An 18540-nucleotide genomic window follows, 5' to 3' on the forward strand; every position below is an offset into this window, starting at 1 on the left:
GCGTCAGTCCTTTTTGAAAACCACGGATTGTCCGGCCGGTCTGTTGCCTGCGCGCGGGACAAACTTGTCTTGTTCGATGTCGTCCGTCACGGTCCACAGACGCCCGTCCGGCCGCAGGTAGAAATGCTCCATTTCCTTGCGATTGAATGGCCTTGATCCTATGCGGCCGAATACCGCGATCTGTCCGCCGGTTTCGTCCACAGCGCGGTCGCGGTCCAGGCCTTTGGAGATGGACAGGGCCGGGCTGGGCGTTTTCCGCCAAGCGATCAATTCTGGCTTGGGTTCTGGTGAGAACCCATAGAATTTGGGTTGACTGTCCGGCGAGGTTAACTGAAGCACTTTCAAGCCATTGACACCATCGGCCACGTAGGCAAACAGTGAGGCGTTGGTGGAGCCCACCACCACATCTTCGGCGTCATTCAGGCGACCCTGTGCGGTGTACCGCGCATACACCACAGGCTGGCGTGGTTTCTCAATGTCCACAATCACCAAGCCTTCGGATTTCGCGGCCACATAGGCATAGGTGCGTGCCAGGTAGACTCGGCGAGCATTGGCCAGTGAAACAACCGCACCGGTGTGTTCAGGCTTTTGGGGGTTGGTGATGTCGATGACCTCAAGCCCTTTGGCTGTAGTGGCAAACAGGTATCGGAATTGCACGGCGGTGAAACGCACATCCTGCAGGGGCAGGGTGGTGATGTACTTGGGTTTGAGCGGATCGTCCAGGTTCAGGAAAACCAGTCCACGTGGGGTCGTGACATAGGCGTAATACCCGGCCAGCGTGATGTGGCTGGCTCCATTCAACACCCCATTGGCATTCCAGTTGGCATTGCGTTTGAGGAAGTTGTTGCGTGGCTCACCATCGGCCAGGGTATTGACGTTGACCACGATCAAACCTTCTTCACTGTCCGTGATGAAGGCATAGTTGTAGATTGGGTGGAACGGCTGTTCCTGGTTGGTGACTCGCATCAAGTCGCCCTGGTTCCGGTCAGGGTTGATGGCTTGGTTGGTGGGCAACGCCATGCAGGTTGCATTCTTGCTGCGTACATGGGTGTCGTGGCCCAGCGGGCTGAAGGGCGCAGTTACCACACGTTGGCCAAACCCTTTGTTGGCGACACTGGCGGCATCGTAGGCCCTGAAGCCGCCTTTGCCCTCAGCCACAAACACATACTCCCCCCGCAATTGAAGGCAGGTGGCCTGGCCCCCAGTGTCATGCTCAACCAGTGCAGGCACGGCGGTGTCCACCAATTCTCGCTGGTTGTCCAAGTGGCGTTTGAAGTAATCAGGGTAGGCGTACTGATGCAGATAACTGCCAATGACCGCTTGCGGTTCATCCCACTCCGTCACAGTGATGGCGGATATATGCCTTTCGGAACCGACCCAGGCGTTGTAGCCCACGAAGTTCACGAAATTGGTGCCCTGCAGAAGCAACTGGGCCATGATGGCGTTGTTGTCGTCTTTGCGGGAGATGTGGCAGTCGGAACAGGTTTTCGTTTCCTCTTTGCGCTCCGTGTGCGGATAGTGCGGCGCAAAGGCCTGTGACGAATAACCACTGGCCGCAATAGGCGGCTGCTGGATGTAAATTCGCTCCCGGTTGGCGTTCATGGACGACAGCACCAAAGCAGAGCTTGAACGGATTGGCGCAATGCGGTTGCCTTTGACTGGGCCGTGTACACCCAGTTGGAACATGTCGTCACGCGCCACCTGAGGATTGTAGGTGGCGTAGTTGCGTGTTGGCCCCCCCTCGTAATGCAGGCGTTCGGTCTTCCAGTTGGCTTGAATGGGCAAGTGGCAACCCGCACAGCTGGTGGTCCAACTCAGGTGACAGGTAAAGCAAGTCATCTTGTCGTTGTCATGGGCCAGTTGTTGCACGCCTGGTCCCCATTTGCCGTCGTAACCATCTTCCCCTGCAGCCATCAGTTTGGAGCGCGCCGCTTTGGGGTTGTAGTGCGGGTGTTGGGGGTTGACCGTGTCTTTCACCAAGGACATTTCCCATTCTTTCTCGGGGTCCAGTGCCGCGCGTTGGTAGAGCTTGCCCTCGCGCCATTCAAACCGCTTTCGTCCGTCTTGTGTGCGCAGTTTGCTCAAGTCAGTGCCGCCGGGTGGGGCAGCCGGGCCACTGGTTCGCAAGGTTGGGTAGCGGGTGGCAGTGCCGTGGCAATCCGCACAATCGACTTCAACAGCCGCTGCCACTTCGCCGTAGATGTGCCCATTGCTGTGCATGTCCTGCGAGAAATGACAGTCCACACAATGCATGCCGATGTCCATGTGAATGGAGCTCAAATGCACGGCTTTCTTGAATTTCTCGGGGTCGTTGTCGTCCACCACATTGCCCCTGGCATCAAGCAGGGTACCTTTGCGGTTGCGTTTGAACACGGCACGGAAGTTCCAGCCGTGGCCATGGTAGTCGGCAAATTGGGTGTCTTTCAGTTTGGGGTTCAGGCTGGACACTTCCTTCAGAAACTCCGGGTCGCTCCATTTGCCGCGGATGGAGGCCTCTTCGGGGTTGCGGTCCAGAATTTCCCGCATCTCATCGTGGCTTGGGTACTTCTGTTTTTCTGGCCACATGTGGGGTGCATCACTTTCGTAGTCCCACATGATGTAGCCGTAAAAGCTGTTCACAAACACGTTGGGCTGGTGCATGTGGCAGGTCATGCACTGTGAACTGGGAATGGCCCGTGTGAATTCATGTTTGATGGGGTGACCCGACTCATTTTTTGGAATGGTGGGATCGGCAGTTTGTGTGGTGCCGGTGTGGCCGAATTTCGAGTATGGTCCGCCGTGTAAAGGGTCCCGGTCGTTGGTGTAAACGGTGTGGCAGCCCGTGCAGCCAGAGGAGCGGTAATCGCCCGGCTGTTCATTGGTGCCCAAAAACCACAGGTGGGGGTCATTCAGGCGGGTTTTGGTGACGTTGATCAGCGGCACGGCAATGCGTTGGCCAGTGCCGGGGCCACGGTTGGATTGCTTGATGTCCGGGCGCCCCGGTTCGTCCAGACGCTGAATTTGACCCAGCACGTTCGGCAAACCCACTTCCGGAAAGATGGTGTTGATGACTCGGCCACCACGTTCAAACACCCGAAAAATATCGCCGGGTGGTGTGGTCTCCCAAGCGGGTAGAGGCGCCAATGACGACAGCACGCCTTTGTATTTGAACAGGTCGTCGTCGGCTGGTACAGGGTTCTTCAACAAACCGGGCTGGCCATCTGCCGTGTAGGCTTCGCCGAGGATGTAGCGTTTGAATGGCAGGATCCCGTTGTTGTAAGACGCGCCGCCCCACAGCATGGCGGAGGTGCTCATCAGGCTGCGTTCCTGGGCCTGAATGATGGGCAGGTGACAGGCGCCGCAGGCATCCCGAGCCACGCGCAAATCGCCGGGGTTGATGAACCGGATGTATGCGGGATGCTCTTTGTTCAGTTTGGTGTAACTGCGTTGGGGGTTTGCGGAGCTGGGGTAATTCCAGAATTTCTCGTTTCGGGGCAGCACGTGCGCCTTATCCAAAGCCTGACGGTATTCAGGGTTGAAGCCTTGTTCACGTGCAGCGCGGCTATGGTCGAATGCAAGGCTACCGACTTTGGCGTTGGGCGAACTCCATTTGACCGTGGCGTCCCCGCCGTGACAGTCCACACAGCCCAGCACCACGCCAGGGTTGGCGTGCATGGTGTGTTGGTCAGTCTGTGTGTGGCAGCTCATGCAACCCTCTGATTTCGCCAAGGCTTGGTCCGCAGTCTGCCGTTGGGGCGCTGCTGGGGCCATCACATAGTTGCGTTCGGCCCCCACCGCAGCTGTGGCGCTGCTGAGGTTGCCATGTATCCACAGACCGACCGCCAAACCGCCAGCCAGCAGGGTGTGCAATGTCACCCTGCGCAGTTGACCGACCAAGGCCACCCAGCCTCTGCCCTTCAATGGGCCCGCGAGGCCAAGGGGGGTAGGCCGTGTGGTTTGGGTGTGCGCATCACAATGCATTGCCGGGCCTTCAGAATGTCAGGAGGATGTTGAACAGCAGGGAGAAAGGGCGTTTGGACATGTCTGCCCCGAACAAATCTTTGTAGCCATCGCCGGGAAAGAGGCGGGCGTAGGAGGCATTGATCACCACGTTTTGCGTGAAGAACGGTCGGTACTGAACGCCAATCGAGGCGTCTATCCCGATGTCGCGCCCGGGTTTCCTTTGCTGGCGCAACACACCCAGCACCTCGGTGTTTTCAAACTGAAGGTGATTGATGTTGGTGACCACCCGTAATTCGGGCAGCACATCCAGATCCGCGCCGATGCCCAGCAGTTTGATCCCCGGGTTGATGAAGTTGGATTGGCCTTGTTCTTTACTCGAACGCAGCGATGGCAAAACGCCATTACGCCCAGACAGCGCTACGCCACCTCCGCCAATCAGTGGGATGTTTTGGCGAATCCAGAAACTGGTGTCAGCGCCCGCAAACTGCGGGTTTTCGAAAATGGCGTCAAAGCCCTGCGCTTTGTCATCGAAGGGGTCTTTGTCGCCAGAGGCATACAGGAAACTGCCCCTCAAGCGCACCCAGTCAAAGTCTCGGGACACCTCAGTGGCATGAAACAGCGCGTCAATGTCCTGCTCCCTTTGGGCCAAAGGGTGGCGGTCAATTTTGCCGTTGGCGTAGTACGTCGAGGTGGTGATGTTGGTGCGGCCGTAGTGTCCATCACCGCTGTAGCCAAAGTAGTTGACCTTGTAACCAAACGGCTTTTGGTCCCCCAACGATGAGGGCCTGGCCAGAAAACCGTTGGCATCGAAATACAGGTTTCGGTTTTCTTCATTTCGGTTGTGAATGTAACTGACCTGGCTGGTGAACCCCAGGAATGGCCAGTCCTGCCGATACAGGTTGGCTACCCAGAAGTCGTCGTCGCGCAGAGGTTGGCGAATGTCATTCAAACCACTGTTGGTGTCTTTCTCGACCCGTTTGAAATAGCCGAGGTTGTACTGGTAAATGTTGTTGTCACGGTTGCCGAACAGGCGCACCCCCAAGGGCAAGTCCTGAAACAGGAAGCCCCGGAAATCGCTGATGAAGGGTTGTATGCCCACACGCACACTGTCAAAGTCATAGCGGGTGGACACATCGCGCAAGTGCACATCGACAAATGCTTCTTGAATGCCCACAAATCCTTCACGCCGGGTAGTGCCTGAGGCAGCGTTGATTTTCAGCAAGCGGTCTTCTTCTGTCCGCACATCGGTGTAGTTGAACACCGGCACCAAACGGAATTCATAGTCGGGCGGCCTGAAGGTGGTATTCCCTTTGATCAGCGACAGGCTGACGATCAGGTTTTGCGCAAAAATGAACTGATCCCCATTGCCGAAAATGCTGTTTTGCCCCGGCTGCGTGGAGGTGGCCGGTGGCACAGGGACTGGGAAGTTGCGCTGTTCGAAGAGCGTGTCCGAAATGGCATTCAGGTTGAAAAACCAGTCAGGGCCCAGGGTTTCTCGCAACACCGGCAGGTCCGCTTTCAGTACGTTCTGGTTGTAAGGGTCAACCAATGGGAACTTGAAACCCAGCGACTGCATGATGCGCCAGCGGTCAGGCACCGACACTGTTTCACGGGGCAAGTTGGGTTGTGGTGGTGGAAGTTGGCTGGGGTCAATCACCGGCAGGGCAATGTCGCGGGGAAGAATCCCATCGCCTGCGCGGCCCGGAATGGCGCGTTCAATAGGGCCTTGGGGCAACAGCCCGGGTGTGGCATTCAAGGACGGGCGAACTGTGGAGTCCGACTCGGTGTTCAATGCATCCAGTGCGATGGCACGAGGCGCGAAGACGCCGACCACCGGGTCACCGTATTGCCCTTCGGCTTGCTGAATCCAGCCGTCACGGCTGCCCAACAAACTGTCCTGAATACGAACCCGGTACCAACCGTTTTTCTCCTCGAAGGTGTCCACCAACTGACCTTTGAAGAATTCTCCGATGGCTCTGGCGCTCATATTGGCCTGGCTGCGAACCACAACACGCCGCTCAAAGACTTGCAACAGCGCAATCGGTTTTTCCTGGCGCGCGAGTTCCTCGGTGTCTGGCACGCCAGCCACAATTCGAGTCACCTGCCCAACCGTTTGGGCCACACGGTCCACTGTGTTGGACAGTTGTGCCATCAAGCCCGGTTGTATTTGGGCGTTGGCCTGCCCGTGCCCCAAGGCACCGGTCAACAAGGCCATCGAAATGCAGGTTGCCAGCGGTGTTCTGCGCCCAGTGTTGGACACAATTTTTTTTGCGGTGAAGAGAAGAGCCATGTCCGTCAACCTCATGGGCACACATTGGTGGCCGTGCTGTCATTGAATGGGGTTTGCGGGCATTGGATGTACTTCAGGTTCTGACCGCCTTTGCTCAGTGAGTCAGCCCTTCGCAAGGTGGCTGGGAAGGGCCTTAGGTTGGGCGTCCCGGCTGCAACTGCGCCATTGATGACCCCCAAATAGCCCACCATGTCGTCTTGATCCACGCCATCGCCGGACACGCCGATGGCACCCACCAAAGCGTCGCCCTTGTAAATCGGGAAACCACCCGGGAAGATTTGCAGACCGTTGGCAAACCGCTGTTGGTTAGCCACGGACACTGCTGGGTCTGCACACGTGGTTGCCGCTAAGGGGTTAAAGTCGTTGGCGGGGCGCGCGTTTGAAGTGAGGGTGCCAAACACCTGATTGGCCACAATGTTCAGTTGGAAGCCCAGGTTGAAAGGGCTCCAATTGTTGTTGGCCTCGCTGATGGCAGTGGACAATGGGCCGCGCGGCATGGATGTGTCACCGTCGGGAAAGTATGGGCGGTGTACGGTCCCGATTGCCCGCGCTGAAAAGGCCACTGTGCCATCCAATACTGCGGGCTGTTCAGCGAAGAAACTGTTCATCGCATTGACCAAAGCGTCGTTGGCTGCGTTGCCACTGTTGAGAAAGTCGGTCAGTGCTGTGGATGAACTGAATGCCAATGCCGACCTGGCCTTTTGCAAGGACACATCGGTTCCGAAGATTGGCGCATCTGACGTGCGGATTTGCCCCAACATCGCGCCTGTGGTGTCAATCACCGACACAGTGACCTCCACCGGAGAACCCACAGGCCTTCTGATCTGTGCCCTTGCACGGTTTGCCACTTTGATGGCTTCAGCTAACACGTTCTGAACCTCGGTTGCAGTCAGTGCAGTGCCGGCGCTGACCGGGTAGCGTGTGGCGCCCCCGTTGACTGTCAGGTTATAAGCGGACAGCCCGGCAAACGCCGGGTTGGTGGTGGGCACAATGCCTGAATCAGCCGAACCATAGGTTGCGCCGGGTGTGACAGCGACGCCCGATTTGTAACCTGCAAACCCGACGAATGAACCACTGGCAGCCAGATTCGCCGTGCCTGCTACAGCAGGTTCGGAGTTGCTGTACTGAAACGATTGCCCGTTGGCAGTGATTCGGTTGGCGCGAATGTCGATGGGTGCACGCAACGCAGCGGGTAATGCAGCCAAGGCAATTTCTTCATCAAAATCTTGCTCGTCGACTTGCAGGTTTCTGTCAAGGCTGTAGGTGCCGTTGACTGCCAACCCAGCTGGCGTAGCGATCACGCCAATGCCACCCACCACCCGGCCGTTTTGGTAAATCGGAAATCCACCTGGGTCGGCCGACAAGCCCAACGGCGAGCGCTTGGGCCCAATCGATGGATGTTGGGACTCCCACACGTTGAGGTCGGAGCAGGGCAGTTGACTGAACTGCACGCCGTACAGCGGGCCGCTGGGTTGGCCTGTTTCGCCAGGTTGAAAAAACTCCTGAACAATCTGACTGGCCGTGCGTGTACTGAAGGCGTTGCCTGAAGAGGACAGGTAAGCACCAGTGACGGCTTTGGCAATGGCCGCGGCTTCAGCGGGCACCGGGGTGTTTTCCAGACCTGGGCCCGGGCCTGGAGTGGCAGTGTTCAATCCGCTGGAAATCAGCGCATTGACTGCTGCACCGGTCATTCTGTATATCGCCAACACATTGCCGACTCGGTCGACCACGGCAATGGTGGAGACTTGTCCGCGGTCCAGAGAGGCTTGTACCGCGCGTTGCACAATGTCGGTCACTTCCGGTGCGGACAGGAATTCCACCCCCAAGGGCGACACCACAGCACCTGCACCCGAGCCATTGCCCGAACCTCCACCACCGCCGCCGCAGGACATTAGGGCAGCCGGGGCAAAGACACTCATCAAAGCCAAGGCCAACAGGTTGTGGCGCAGTTTCACGTTCATTCCTCCGGTACTACTTCTGGTCGTTGTCAAGCGGATTGGCTGTTGCCCCAAGGGGCAATCACCATCATTTACTGGGTTGTTGAAATCTTTGTTCCACCCACGGGCCCTTTGGGGTGCAGGTGGTAGTTGTGGCACAGGCCACAGTCGGATTGCACTTTGCTGAATTCGGCCTGTCGGCCTGAATGACAGGTTTGGCAACTGGCGAGGTCTGGCATCAACACATCGCTGCTTTCTTTGGAGTGCTGGGCCTTGTGGCAACTGTCACAACGCTCAAACTCATGTGCCTTGTGATTGAAAGTCGCCATGGGCATCCAGGCGTGGGTGTTGGTCACCGGCGCAATTGAATACTGGGGCAGGTTACGCCCCGAGGTTTTTAGCGTAGAGGGCGCAGTTTGACGCTTCACGGTGTGGCAAACGGCACAGCCCGTGTTTTCAAACAACTCGGTGGTGGCCAAGGCGGCCATGGCTGAAGGGCTGTTGCCAATCGCTTGCAAGGTTGACCGGTTGGGTGTTTTTTCGCCGGGGCGGTTGCGCAGCACTGCACGTTGAGCATTCACCCGTTGCCGTTCTTGGGGGTTCAAGGCCAAATAGCTGTAAAACTCATCGATGGTGCTGAGGACCGCATCCACAGGCCCGTGAGGCGCCTGCCGGTCAGGCAGCGCGGGTTCGAAATTGAGCTTGTGACAGCTTTGGCACTGTTGTTCCATCGTGATCGGCTTGAAGCCTGACGGGGTGTCAGCCGGTTGATGGCAGTCCCCGCAAGCCATCACCACTTTTTTAGTGGGGCCTTCAATCCCGCGTCGATCCAAGTGCACGTCGTGCGGAAACTTCAGTGTGTTGGCCTCCTGAATCACGGTGTTCTTGGCCATGCGGATTCGAGTCAATTGAGGGGCTTGGTCGGTGCCATGCGGACCCTTGGCCACAGTCAGCCTGAAGCTGGGGTGTTTATCATCAGAAAAATCGCTGACTGGCAAGGTAAGCGACTTGGGAGCGATGTCTTTGATTTGGCTGTGGCAGTCCGAGCAGGCCTGTCCTGCAAAATGTCGATTCTGTTCAGCCAGGCTTTCGCGGCCTTTGTGGTCGTGGTGGCAACTGGCGCATCGGCCCTCGGTAAAGCTGCTGTCTTTTTGGGTTTGTTCCGTCACATGCAGGCCCATGTTGCTGTGGCATGCGGTGCAACTGGTGTCGGCCACTCGGGTAAAGCCGCCTTGGTGGCAGGCTTGGCAGTCGCTTTCCAAGGCCGAGTGGGCCGATGCCAAGGGGCCCGGGTTCCATGCAGAGTCCAGGCTGAGCAGCGTGCTTTTTCGCAGGGCCGTCTGGTCAGCAACGACGCTGGGGTGACCGTTCATCGGGCCAGTTGCTGAGGCGGTTCTGTACTGCTGCGCCTGCGCACCTGAATGCAGCACTTCTGGGCCATAAAGGATGGCCAACACAGGCAGGACCAGAAAGCCCAGCAATATCGGGGCAAACAGAAGCCATGACAGGCGTCGTTTCAGGCCAAGGGGCTTGTGCAGCCTTTCTTGCTCGGCCAGGAGTGGGTGTTTTTCGCCAGTGCGTTGTTGTGCCATGGGTCACCAGTAAAAAAACACGGCCACGATGTGCGCGGTCAAGGCCGCCAGCAGACCGAACGACAGGGGCACATGGATGGACAACCAAATGTCCATCCAAAACTTCAGGTGGTAGTAACGGCGAAGCTGAGTGAGCGTTCGCATCCGCTGAATCTGGAGTCGATAGAGTTCGGTCAACTCGGGCCGGTTGGACAGTTCATCCGCAATCAGGTGGGTGAATGCACGGGTCTTGCATTGGGGTTCGCGGCCAACGCAGACTTGCCGGCGCCGGTTGAAAATGCCTTGGTTCAGCGAGTTTTCAAGCCCTTTGGACAGGCGGCCAGTACACAGCTTTGCAAGCTTCAGTGTTTCCCGGTCAAGTTGCAGAATTTCCTGCACCAACTCCTGCGGGCTTTGGCGGTTCAGGGCATCGGACATGTCTTTGGGGGCACGAAGGTACAGCGACAAGCCCCATACCCCGGATGCGATGGTCAGAACCATCAGCACATAGGCCAGGGTATGCAGGTTCCAACCCAGTTGAAACCCGGTGTGCAAGGTGCCCACAACCACCAGGCTTAAACCAAGGTAGATGTGCGCTGATACCCAGCCGCGCAGGTTGCTGTTGCCGTTGGTGTATTGCCTTTTGCGCACGCCCAGCCACATCAGCCAAACAATCAGTGCAGCGGCAATGGTGCCCAGCGTATAGCCCAGTATTGTTCCGCCGTTGGGTGTGATGGCGGGTTGATGGAACAGGTACGCAATTGAACAAATGATTGCAAGCGCCAAGGCCCATTTCAGGAACTTGAATTGCTGGTAACTGAACAGAGTGTCCTGAATCATCCGCGATGCGCCGCTGAGTTGTGGGAGTGAGGTGAGGCAGGTTCAGAACTGCAGGGGCTGCCGAAGTAGCGCGTATGTTACGACACAAGACAAGGTGTTAGTATTTCTCTGTAAGTAAAATACTGAGGTGTGAATTGGGTCTGGATGTTGCGCTGACACTGTTGGTGGCGGCGGTTGTCGCGTACACGCTGGTTTGGCGCGCATGGCGCCCTTGGTCGGACACCCATGCGTTGGAGCCGAACCCGGTGACGATCGACTCACTCGGTTCACCCGAATGGGTGGCTCTTCAAGACCGTCGTCGGGAAATTGATGACGACCCATTGCTCACTGACGCGGCTCGGGCCGATTTGGTGAATGACTGGAGGGCGATGGCCGAAGAGCTCAAACCCCGACTCATGGGGTCTGCGTCAGCGCCGTCACCTACACGTCACGCTTGGGGACTCTCGTTCTGGAAGTCAGCACAGGTCACCAGTGTGGCTGCATTCGCCTTGGCCATCATGTTGCTGGCTTTGATTGGTGGTTTCCGCCAGGGTGCGTTTGACTGGCCAGGTCGAACGGGCGGCACAGCCCCAGCGGCGACGGCTTCAGCGCCCGGCTCGGCCATGTCCCATCCCGGCGATGGTGTTGGCCTTGCAGACCGTGTGGCTGGGTTGAAGTTGCGATTGGAAAGTAACCCCGATGACCTGCAAGGTTGGGTGTTGTTGGCACGCAGCCTGGCCAACATGAACGACTTTCAGGGGGCCGCGCAGGCTTTGCGCCGGGCACAGCAATTGAATCCGGAACATCCGACGTTGCTCGCCGACCTTGCTGATATGGTGGCGATGACGCAGGACAAAAGCCTGCTCGGCGAGCCCGAGGCTTTGATCGAAAAAGCCCTGCAAAACGACCCCAACCATGAAAAAGCACTGGCCTTGGCGGCTTCGGCTGCTGAACAGCGCGGTGACCAAGCCAAGGCGCAGCAGTACTGGTCTCGCTTCAGTGAAGTGCAGCAGCAAAGCCTTCGCAATACCGGAACGTCGTCGCCTGCTGCAGCGCCCGTCAGTGGGCCAGTTGAGTCGAATGTGGGCTTGTCCATCAAGGCCACCGTGCTGTTGCCGTCCAGCTTTCGACGGGGGCTTGGCGGGGCAGAGGTGCTGTTCGTGGTCGTCAAAGCACAGCCAGGGCCCGGCATGCCGCTGGCTGCCTTGCGCATTCCTGCGTCAGCGCTTGGCCAGAATGAAATCGCAGTCGAGCTTAATGATCAACATGTGCTGCAAGCCGCCCAAACCAACGCCATCGCCTACCCTTTGTACCTGCAGGCCCGCTTGGCCAAACAAGGCACGGCGCAGCCCGACCCGGCTGACCGCAGCAGCGACTGGTTGCAGTTGAAATCGCCGGGTGATGCGCTGAATGCGGTGCTGGAGTTGAAGTGACCCAGCAGCCCAGTATTGAATTCCAGGGGCCATGTCTTGAGGTGAATTTGCCCTGCCTCAGTGTCGGTGGAGTGGATTTGGCCAAACCTGTCCTGTTCAGCCTGAAGGCCGGCACTTTAAATGTGCTGCGAGGTGGAAATGGCTCAGGCAAGTCCAGTTTGTTGAAGGTCATGGCCTTGTATTTGAACAATAGCATGCCCGGCCAGGCCAGTGTTTACACCCCCGACTTCGCCTTGCGCACGGAATGGACAGTGATGGAGCAATTACAGGCTCAACTGGCGGTGATGGGGCAAAGTCAGTTGGATGTTCAGGCGCTGCTTGAACGGGTTCACCTGTGGGGTTGGCGCCATGAGCGGGTTGGTACGCTGTCTTCGGGCCAACGGGCTCGGCTCGTCCTTCTGGTGATGAGTGTTTCCCGGGCCAGGGTTTGGTTGCTGGACGAGCCTCAGAACACGCTGGATGACCAAGGTGCGGCACTTCTGGGCGAAATGCTGTCACAGCACTTGGCACAGGGCGGCTGGGTCTTGCTGGCCACGCATCAAGGCTTGGGTGCATTGCAACTGACTTCAAATGGCTTGGGCCTGTGTACCTGGCAGTTGTCGTCACAGGGCCTGAAGGCCCAACGCCCTGAAGATGCCGGGCTTGACCATGCGCCGGTGCCCCTTGCCGCCCACGCCAGGTCCGCCTGTGGCCTGTTCCACTACATCCACAGGGAGTGGCGGTTACTTCGTGCCGATCAACCGGGCTTGTATTGGGCGGCCTTGTTTCTGTGGATGGTGTTGAGTTTCTTCGGCTTTGCACTCAAGCAGGTTGAGCCGTCTGTGGTCAGGGTGTTGATGTGGGTGAGCCTGTTGTTGTCGCTGATGCTGGGTGCCCACCAGTGGTTTACAGAAGATCAACGGGTGGGTTGGCACCGCTTTCTGCTGCATCAGCAGCCATCCACATCAGGCCTGTACTGGTTGGCGCGTTGTCTGCTCTGGATGGGCGGCTTGTGTCTTGTGCTGATTCCGGTGTGTGCGTTGGCCGCACTTCAATTGGGCTTGGATGGACTGCAGTGCCTGACTCTGCTGCTGGCCATGGCTTGTGGGGTGTTGGCGGCAGTGCCCTTGCTGGGTGTGTTGTCCATGTTGGTGTTGATGACCCGCGGCGGCGCCGTGCTGGTGTACTTGCTGGGCTTGCCCTTGTTGGTTCCCGTGCTGGTGTTCGGTCTGGAAGCCAGCCAGGCCGAGGAGTTGGGGCGCGCGCCTTGGCCTGCGTTGATGGTGCTGGTCTTGTTGGGGCTGCTGGGCCTGTTGACCGGGCCTGTGGTTGCGAAGCGCTTGCTCGCATTAGTCGAGGAATAGTCATCATGTTTAACCCTTGGGCCTCACCGCCACGTTTTTACGGTTTTACCCGCAAAGCCTGCCCGGTGCTGTTGGGCTTGGGGGGCACACTGCTGTTGTTTGGCCTTTACCTCGGGCTGTTTCGCGCACCGGTCGATGCCCAGCAAGGCGAGGTTTATCGAGTGCTGTACGTGCATGTGCCTGCCGCCTGGATGTCGATGTTTTTGTACTTGGTGGCCTGTGCGTATGCAGTCTTGCATTGGGTGTATCGGGGGTCTGTATCGGCAGTGATGATGCGCGCCCTGTTGCCCACTGGCGCGTGGATGACGGCTTTGGCGTTGATCACCGGGGCACTGTGGGGCAAGCCCACTTGGGGCACCTATTGGGTGTGGGATGCACGGATGACCTCCGAATTGCTGCTGCTGTTCATCTACCTCGGCTTGATGGCCTTGAGTCAACTGACACTCGATGCGTCCAAATCCGACCGAGTGTTGGCCATTGGATTGTTGGTTGGCGTGGTTAATATTCCGCTCATTTACTTTTCGGTGGTGTATTGGAACACCCTGCATCAGGGGTACAGCCTGTCGTCCAGTGGCAGCCGCATGCATGCGGACATGCTGGAAGCTCTGATGGCCTGCAGCCTGGGGTTCTGGGCCTTGTGTGCAGGCATTGTACTGGTGCGTGCCGGGCGGCTGATCCAGATGAGAAAAGCGGCCTGGCACTGGTCTGTGGAGGTGGCATGATCGAGCTGACTGCCTGGACCAGTGTCGCCGTGTGTGTAGGGCTGACTGCGCTGGTGTTGCTGGTGGATGGTGTGTGTGCGGCACGCACCGGGCGTAACGCCTTGCGTCAGCGTCAGCAGGCCGCGCGAATGGAACGCCAGAAGGCTGTCGGCCACCAAGATCCGTCTGAGTCCAACACCATTTGAACCTTCCCCATGACACTCAACCATCGAAAACGCCTGCTGTGGCTGCTGGCGATTGCCACGGTCGCAGGCGGGTTTGCCTTCGCACTGATCAATGCGTTCAATCAGAACATGGTCTTTTTCTACACCCCCTCGCAGATCAAATCGGGCGAGGTGCCCTCGGGCCTGAAAAGCTACCGCTTGGGCGGCATGGTGCAACAGGGCAGCGTGCAGCGGCAAGCCGAGTCGCTGGCTGTTCGTTTTGTGGTCACTGACCAGTCCGAGGTGGTGACTGTCGAGTTTGCCGGCATCTTGCCCGATCTCTTCAAAGAAGGCACCGGTGTGGTCGTTGATGGGGTGTGGAATGGCGAGCGTTTCCTGGCCCGAGAGGTTCTGGCCAAACATGATGAAAACTACATGCCCCCGGGGGTCAAACCGTGATTGCCTTTTTGTCTCAACTGGCCCTTTGTCTGGCTGCAGCATTGTGTTTGATGGGCGCGTTTGCGGGGTTTCGGCTGACCTCCATCTGCCATACCCAGAATGTGGAGCCAGCATTAAAAGGGGCTGAACGCAACGTCGCCGTGGTTTTCGCGTGTTGTCTTTTCGCCTTTGTGGGCTTGGCCACCAGTTTTGTGCTCAGCGATTTTTCGGTGCGTAATGTGGCCGAAAACTCCAATTTGGCGTTGCCCACGTTTTACAAAATTGCAGCCACTTGGGGCTCTCATGAAGGGTCATTTTTGTTGTGGGTGTTGATGTTTGCTGGGTGGGCGCAGGCCGTGGCCCTGTCCCGTTTTTCGGTGTCGCCAGCCTTCAAGATCAGGGTGTTGAGTACCCTTCAATTGGTGTTGGTGGGTTTTTTGGCGTACCTCTTGATGGCCAGTAACCCGTTTGAACTGCTGGTCCCGGCGCCTTTGGATGGCCGTGACCTGAACCCGTTGCTGCAGGACGTTGCGATGATCATTCACCCCCCCATGTTGTACATGGGCTATGTGGGTTTTGCGGTCACGTTTGCCTTTGCAATTGCAGCCTTGATCGAAGGGCGTTTTGACATGACTTGGGCACGCTGGTGCCGCCCTTGGGCCAACACTGCATGGGCTTTCTTGACGGTCGGAATTGCCTTGGGCAGTTGGTGGGCGTACCGCGAATTGGGCTGGGGCGGTTGGTGGTTTTGGGACCCAGTTGAGAACGCCTCGCTGATGCCTTGGTTGGCCGGTACGGCCTTGATTCACTCCCTCGCTGTCAGCGAGAAACGGGGGGCATTGCGCAGTTGGACACTGTTGCTGGCGCTGACTACTTTTGCTTTGTCCTTGTTGGGCACCTTCCTCGTCCGCTCCGGTGTGCTGACTTCCGTGCATGCCTTCGCAACCGACCCGAAACGCGGTGTGTTCATTCTGGCGCTGCTTTTTCTGGTGGTCGGTGCGTCGTACATTCTGTACGCCTTGCGTGCCCGGGAAGTGGGGCAGGGTGGCGCATTCACCCCAACGGGTCGTGAGGCTTTGTTGCTGTCCAACAATGTGTTGATGAGCGCGGCCTTGGTCACCGTCATGCTCGGAACCCTTTACCCCTTGGTGGTGGAGGTGTTGGGCGGGCGAAAAATGTCGGTTGGTCAACCTTATTTTGAAACCTTGTTCGTCCCTTTGTTGTTGCCTGCTGTGTTGATGATGGCGTTCGGCCCAGAAAGCCGGTGGCGCCAAACTCCGTGGATGAACTACATGAAACCGGGCGGTTGGGCCTTGCTGTTGGCCTTGCTCTGCGTGTTGGGCGCTTCATGGTTGCACCAGCATTTCAGTGCAGTGTGGGCGTTGGGTGTGGTGTGTGCAGCGGTGTTGTTCATCATGACGTTGATGCACGCCGTGCGGGCACTGAGGCAAGCTGGTACCGCCTGGCCTCACAGTGGGTTGGTGTTTCGCATGCGCAGGTTGTCATGGTCGTATTGGGGCATGGCACTGGCGCATCTTGGCGTGGCGGTGTTTGTCTTGGGTGTGTCGTGGGTGAAAACATTCGAGACTGAAACCGATGCAGTGCTCAAGCCTGGAGAAACTGTGTCGATCGGCCCATGGCGATTGACCTTTATCGGTGTGGACACGCTGCAGCGTGTGAACCATGTGGCGGCCTTGGGGGTGTTTGAGTTGACCCGTGGTGAAGGAAGGCTGATTCACTTGTTGGAACCAGAGAAGCGCCGTTACCAGAATTCCCAGCAAGTCATGACCGAGGCCGCGGTTCACACCGACTGGTTTTCGGATGTGTATGTGAGCCTGGGCGATCAAGTTCAGTCGAGTAATGCCTCCGGCGCCAGTAGCAACGCCTGGGGCGTACGCCTTTACTACAAGCCACTGATCAACCTGATTTGGTGGGGCTGTGGCTTGATGGCGCTGGGTGGGTTGTTGACGGTCGCGGACCGTCGTTACCGGGCCCGCTCCAGGTTGAGTAAACAGGAGCACGAAGCATGACACCCGATGCGAAAAAAATTCGCCTGTACGTGCCCCTGATTGTCTTGGGTTTACTGGGGGCCGTGCTGTTTCAGGGGTTGTGGCTGGATCCGAAGAAGCTACCCTCACAGTTCATTGGCCGTACATTGCCCGCTGCGGAGCTTGAACGCCTGCCTATGGCCGAGGGGCTGGCGAGCAACGTTTCGCGGAACACGGCTGATTTTCAAGGCAAACCTTGGGTGCTGAATGTATTTGCCTCTTGGTGTCAGGCTTGTCTGGTTGAACATGCCCATCTGCTGAGCCTGGCCAAGCAAGGGCAGGTCCGCCTCGTTGGTTTGGCCTACAAAGATGAGGGGGACAACACCCGTCGCTGGTTGGCCGAACATGGCAACCCTTATAGCGAGGTGTTGATGGACCCCCGCGGGCAATACGGCATTGAATTGGGTGTCTACGGAGTGCCCGAAACATTTTTCATGGATGCAGCCAATACTGTGGTTTACAAACACGTGGGGCCGTTGACGGCTGAGCAATTGACGGTACAACTGAATGCCCAACTAAGTGCTGTCAATGCAGCGTCAAAAGAACCACGGGCACAGGGGGCAACACCGTGAGTAAGCTCAACGACCTGACGCCGACACAGCAGGAGCAATACAAGGCGGTGGCCAGTGAATTGCGTTGTCTGGTTTGCCAAAACCAGTCCTTGGCTGATTCCCACGCCTCTTTGGCCGTCGATCTGAAAGACAAAATTGCCCAGCAGATTCAAGAAGGCAAGTCCAACGAAGAGATTAAATCCTTCATGCAGTCACGTTATGGTGAGTTTGTGCTTTACAAGCCCACCTATTCTTGGGAAAACGCCGTATTGTGGTTGGGGCCCTTCGTGGTGCTGGTGTTGGCCATTGTGTTGGCCAGGCGTGTCATTCGCGCCCAGTCGCCTGCGAAGCTGGCGGGTCCTGTTGAACCAGACCCTTCAAAGGCCGGCGATTGGGCTGAGCAGATGTATCAGCGGCAACAGAAACAACAAGACAAGGTGTGACCATGACAGATCCTGTGTACGTTCCCCCCAAAGTCTGGACTTGGGACCAAGCCAGCGGCGGACAGTTTGCGAACATCAATCGCCCTGTCGCAGGCCCCACTCACGACAAGGCCTTGCCCGTGGGCAAGCACCCACTGCAACTCTATTCTCTGGCCACACCGAACGGGGTGAAGGTCACTATTTTGCTGGAAGAACTACTGGCCTTGGGTATTGAGGGGGCGCAGTACGATGCCCATCTGGTAATGATCAGCAATGGTGACCAGTTCTCCAGCGGGTTTGTGGACGCCAACCCCAACTCGAAAATTCCAGCCTTGGTCGATTGTAGCACCAACCCGCCGACCCGTGTGTTTGAGTCCGGGTCCATCCTGATGTACTTGGCCGAGAAGTTTGATGCCTTTCTGCCCAAAGAACCCCGCGCCCGCACGGAATGCCTGAATTGGCTGTTTTGGCAAATGGGCAGTGCACCGTTTGTGGGTGGTGGCTTCGGGCATTTCTATGTGTATGCGCCCCAGAAATATGAATACCCCATTAACCGCTACACCATGGAAACCAAGCGGCAACTGGATGTGTTGAACCGGCAATTGGCCGAGCACGAGTACATTGCAGGCAATGAATACACCATTGCCGACATGGCGGCTTGGCCTTGGTACGGCGGGGTGGTGACGGGTGCGGTGTACAACGCCACGGAGTTTCTTGAAGCACACACCTACACCCACGTGTTGCGTTGGGCCAAACAGATCGCCCAGCGCCCCGCTGTACGCAAGGGCCGCATGGTCAATAAAGTGTGGGGGGATACCAATGAACAGGTGCCCGAGCGCCACAGCGAAGCAGACTTCGACGGGAAAAACATCTAAGCCTCA

Annotated in this window: 14 protein-coding genes; 9 read left to right on the top strand and 5 right to left on the bottom strand. The window is 57.6% G+C overall.

The features are described 5' to 3' along the window. Nucleotides 1-3: 3 nt before the first annotated feature. From ACK4FF_RS12760 to ACK4FF_RS12780, 5 genes are all read right to left on the bottom strand, one after another. Nucleotides 4-3882, bottom strand: coding sequence for a hypothetical protein (locus ACK4FF_RS12760; protein WP_409709895.1), 3879 nt, complete (start codon nucleotides 3880-3882; stop codon nucleotides 4-6). 88 nt (nucleotides 3883-3970) lie between these two features. Next, a complete protein-coding gene (locus ACK4FF_RS12765) occupies nucleotides 3971-6232 on the bottom strand; it encodes a hypothetical protein (protein ID WP_409709898.1) in 2262 nt (753 codons plus the stop codon). Between the two features lie 11 nt (nucleotides 6233-6243). Then, nucleotides 6244-8193 carry a heme-binding protein gene (locus ACK4FF_RS12770; RefSeq protein ID WP_409709901.1) on the bottom strand — a complete coding sequence of 650 codons (1950 nt, stop codon included), beginning with the start codon at nucleotides 8191-8193 and terminating at the stop codon, nucleotides 6244-6246. A 68-nt stretch (nucleotides 8194-8261) separates the two neighbouring features. Beyond that, nucleotides 8262-9761, bottom strand: a complete 1500-nt coding sequence (locus tag ACK4FF_RS12775; protein ID WP_409709904.1) for a hypothetical protein — start codon at nucleotides 9759-9761, stop codon at nucleotides 8262-8264. A 3-nt stretch (nucleotides 9762-9764) separates the two neighbouring features. Beyond that, nucleotides 9765-10580, bottom strand: a complete 816-nt coding sequence (locus tag ACK4FF_RS12780) for a hypothetical protein (protein ID WP_409709907.1) — start codon at nucleotides 10578-10580, stop codon at nucleotides 9765-9767. Between the two features lie 134 nt (nucleotides 10581-10714). On the opposite strand from ACK4FF_RS12780, the gene ACK4FF_RS12785 reads away from it, so the two are divergent. The 9 genes from ACK4FF_RS12785 (at nucleotide 10715) to yghU (ending at nucleotide 18534) form a co-directional block, all read left to right on the top strand. Then, complete coding sequence (locus ACK4FF_RS12785) at nucleotides 10715-11992, top strand: tetratricopeptide repeat protein (RefSeq protein WP_409709910.1); 1278 nt, start codon at nucleotides 10715-10717, stop codon at nucleotides 11990-11992. Nucleotides 11993-12069: 77 nt separating this feature from the next. After that, the gene (locus ACK4FF_RS12790) at nucleotides 12070-13335 is read left to right on the top strand and encodes an ATP-binding cassette domain-containing protein (protein WP_409709913.1); all 1266 of its coding nucleotides are present in this window, start codon (nucleotides 12070-12072) and stop codon (nucleotides 13333-13335) included. 5 nt (nucleotides 13336-13340) lie between these two features. Beyond that, complete coding sequence (ccmC, locus tag ACK4FF_RS12795; protein ID WP_409709916.1) at nucleotides 13341-14057, top strand: heme ABC transporter permease CcmC; 717 nt, start codon at nucleotides 13341-13343, stop codon at nucleotides 14055-14057. Further along, nucleotides 14054-14242, top strand: a complete 189-nt coding sequence (locus ACK4FF_RS12800) for a hypothetical protein (RefSeq protein WP_409709919.1) — start codon at nucleotides 14054-14056, stop codon at nucleotides 14240-14242. Before ccmC ends, ACK4FF_RS12800 begins: the two co-directional genes overlap by 4 nt. Before the next feature lie 9 nt (nucleotides 14243-14251). Next, entirely contained in the window at nucleotides 14252-14659 is a 408-nt protein-coding gene (gene ccmE, locus ACK4FF_RS12805) for a cytochrome c maturation protein CcmE (protein WP_409709921.1), read from the top strand. After that, on the top strand, nucleotides 14656-16668 hold the full coding sequence (locus ACK4FF_RS12810) for a heme lyase CcmF/NrfE family subunit (protein ID WP_409709924.1): 2013 nt from the start codon (nucleotides 14656-14658) through the stop codon (nucleotides 16666-16668). Before ccmE ends, ACK4FF_RS12810 begins: the two co-directional genes overlap by 4 nt. Next, entirely contained in the window at nucleotides 16665-17258 is a 594-nt protein-coding gene (locus tag ACK4FF_RS12815; RefSeq protein ID WP_409709927.1) for a DsbE family thiol:disulfide interchange protein, read from the top strand. Before ACK4FF_RS12810 ends, ACK4FF_RS12815 begins: the two co-directional genes overlap by 4 nt. Next, nucleotides 17255-17680 (top strand): cytochrome c-type biogenesis protein CcmH, encoded by a 426-nt coding sequence (locus tag ACK4FF_RS12820; protein WP_409709930.1) that lies wholly within the window; start codon nucleotides 17255-17257, stop codon nucleotides 17678-17680. Before ACK4FF_RS12815 ends, ACK4FF_RS12820 begins: the two co-directional genes overlap by 4 nt. A 2-nt stretch (nucleotides 17681-17682) precedes the next feature. Then, nucleotides 17683-18534: a glutathione-dependent disulfide-bond oxidoreductase gene (yghU, locus tag ACK4FF_RS12825; protein ID WP_409709933.1), complete on the top strand. Its 852-nt coding sequence runs from the start codon at nucleotides 17683-17685 to the stop codon at nucleotides 18532-18534. The last annotated feature ends 6 nt before the right edge of the window (nucleotides 18535-18540 follow it).

The sequence above is a fragment of the Limnobacter sp. genome (genome assembly GCF_046297615.1).
Lineage (GTDB): Bacteria > Pseudomonadota > Gammaproteobacteria > Burkholderiales > Burkholderiaceae_B > Limnobacter.

What these genes read in the sequence shown, in the direction of transcription:
- ccmC (WP_409709916.1), top strand. Translation starts at nt 13,341, where the DNA reads ATGTTTAACCCTTGGGCCTCACCGCCACGTTTTTACGGTTTTACCCGC.
- ACK4FF_RS12815 (WP_409709927.1), top strand. Translation starts at nt 16,665, where the DNA reads ATGACACCCGATGCGAAAAAAATTCGCCTGTACGTGCCCCTGATTGTC.
- ACK4FF_RS12765 (WP_409709898.1), bottom strand. Translation starts at nt 6,232, where the DNA reads ATGGCTCTTCTCTTCACCGCAAAAAAAATTGTGTCCAACACTGGGCGC.
- yghU (WP_409709933.1), top strand. Translation starts at nt 17,683, where the DNA reads ATGACAGATCCTGTGTACGTTCCCCCCAAAGTCTGGACTTGGGACCAA.
- ACK4FF_RS12800 (WP_409709919.1), top strand. Translation starts at nt 14,054, where the DNA reads ATGATCGAGCTGACTGCCTGGACCAGTGTCGCCGTGTGTGTAGGGCTG.
- ACK4FF_RS12775 (WP_409709904.1), bottom strand. Translation starts at nt 9,761, where the DNA reads ATGGCACAACAACGCACTGGCGAAAAACACCCACTCCTGGCCGAGCAA.
- ACK4FF_RS12770 (WP_409709901.1), bottom strand. Translation starts at nt 8,193, where the DNA reads ATGAACGTGAAACTGCGCCACAACCTGTTGGCCTTGGCTTTGATGAGT.
- ccmE (WP_409709921.1), top strand. Translation starts at nt 14,252, where the DNA reads ATGACACTCAACCATCGAAAACGCCTGCTGTGGCTGCTGGCGATTGCC.
- ACK4FF_RS12780 (WP_409709907.1), bottom strand. Translation starts at nt 10,580, where the DNA reads ATGATTCAGGACACTCTGTTCAGTTACCAGCAATTCAAGTTCCTGAAA.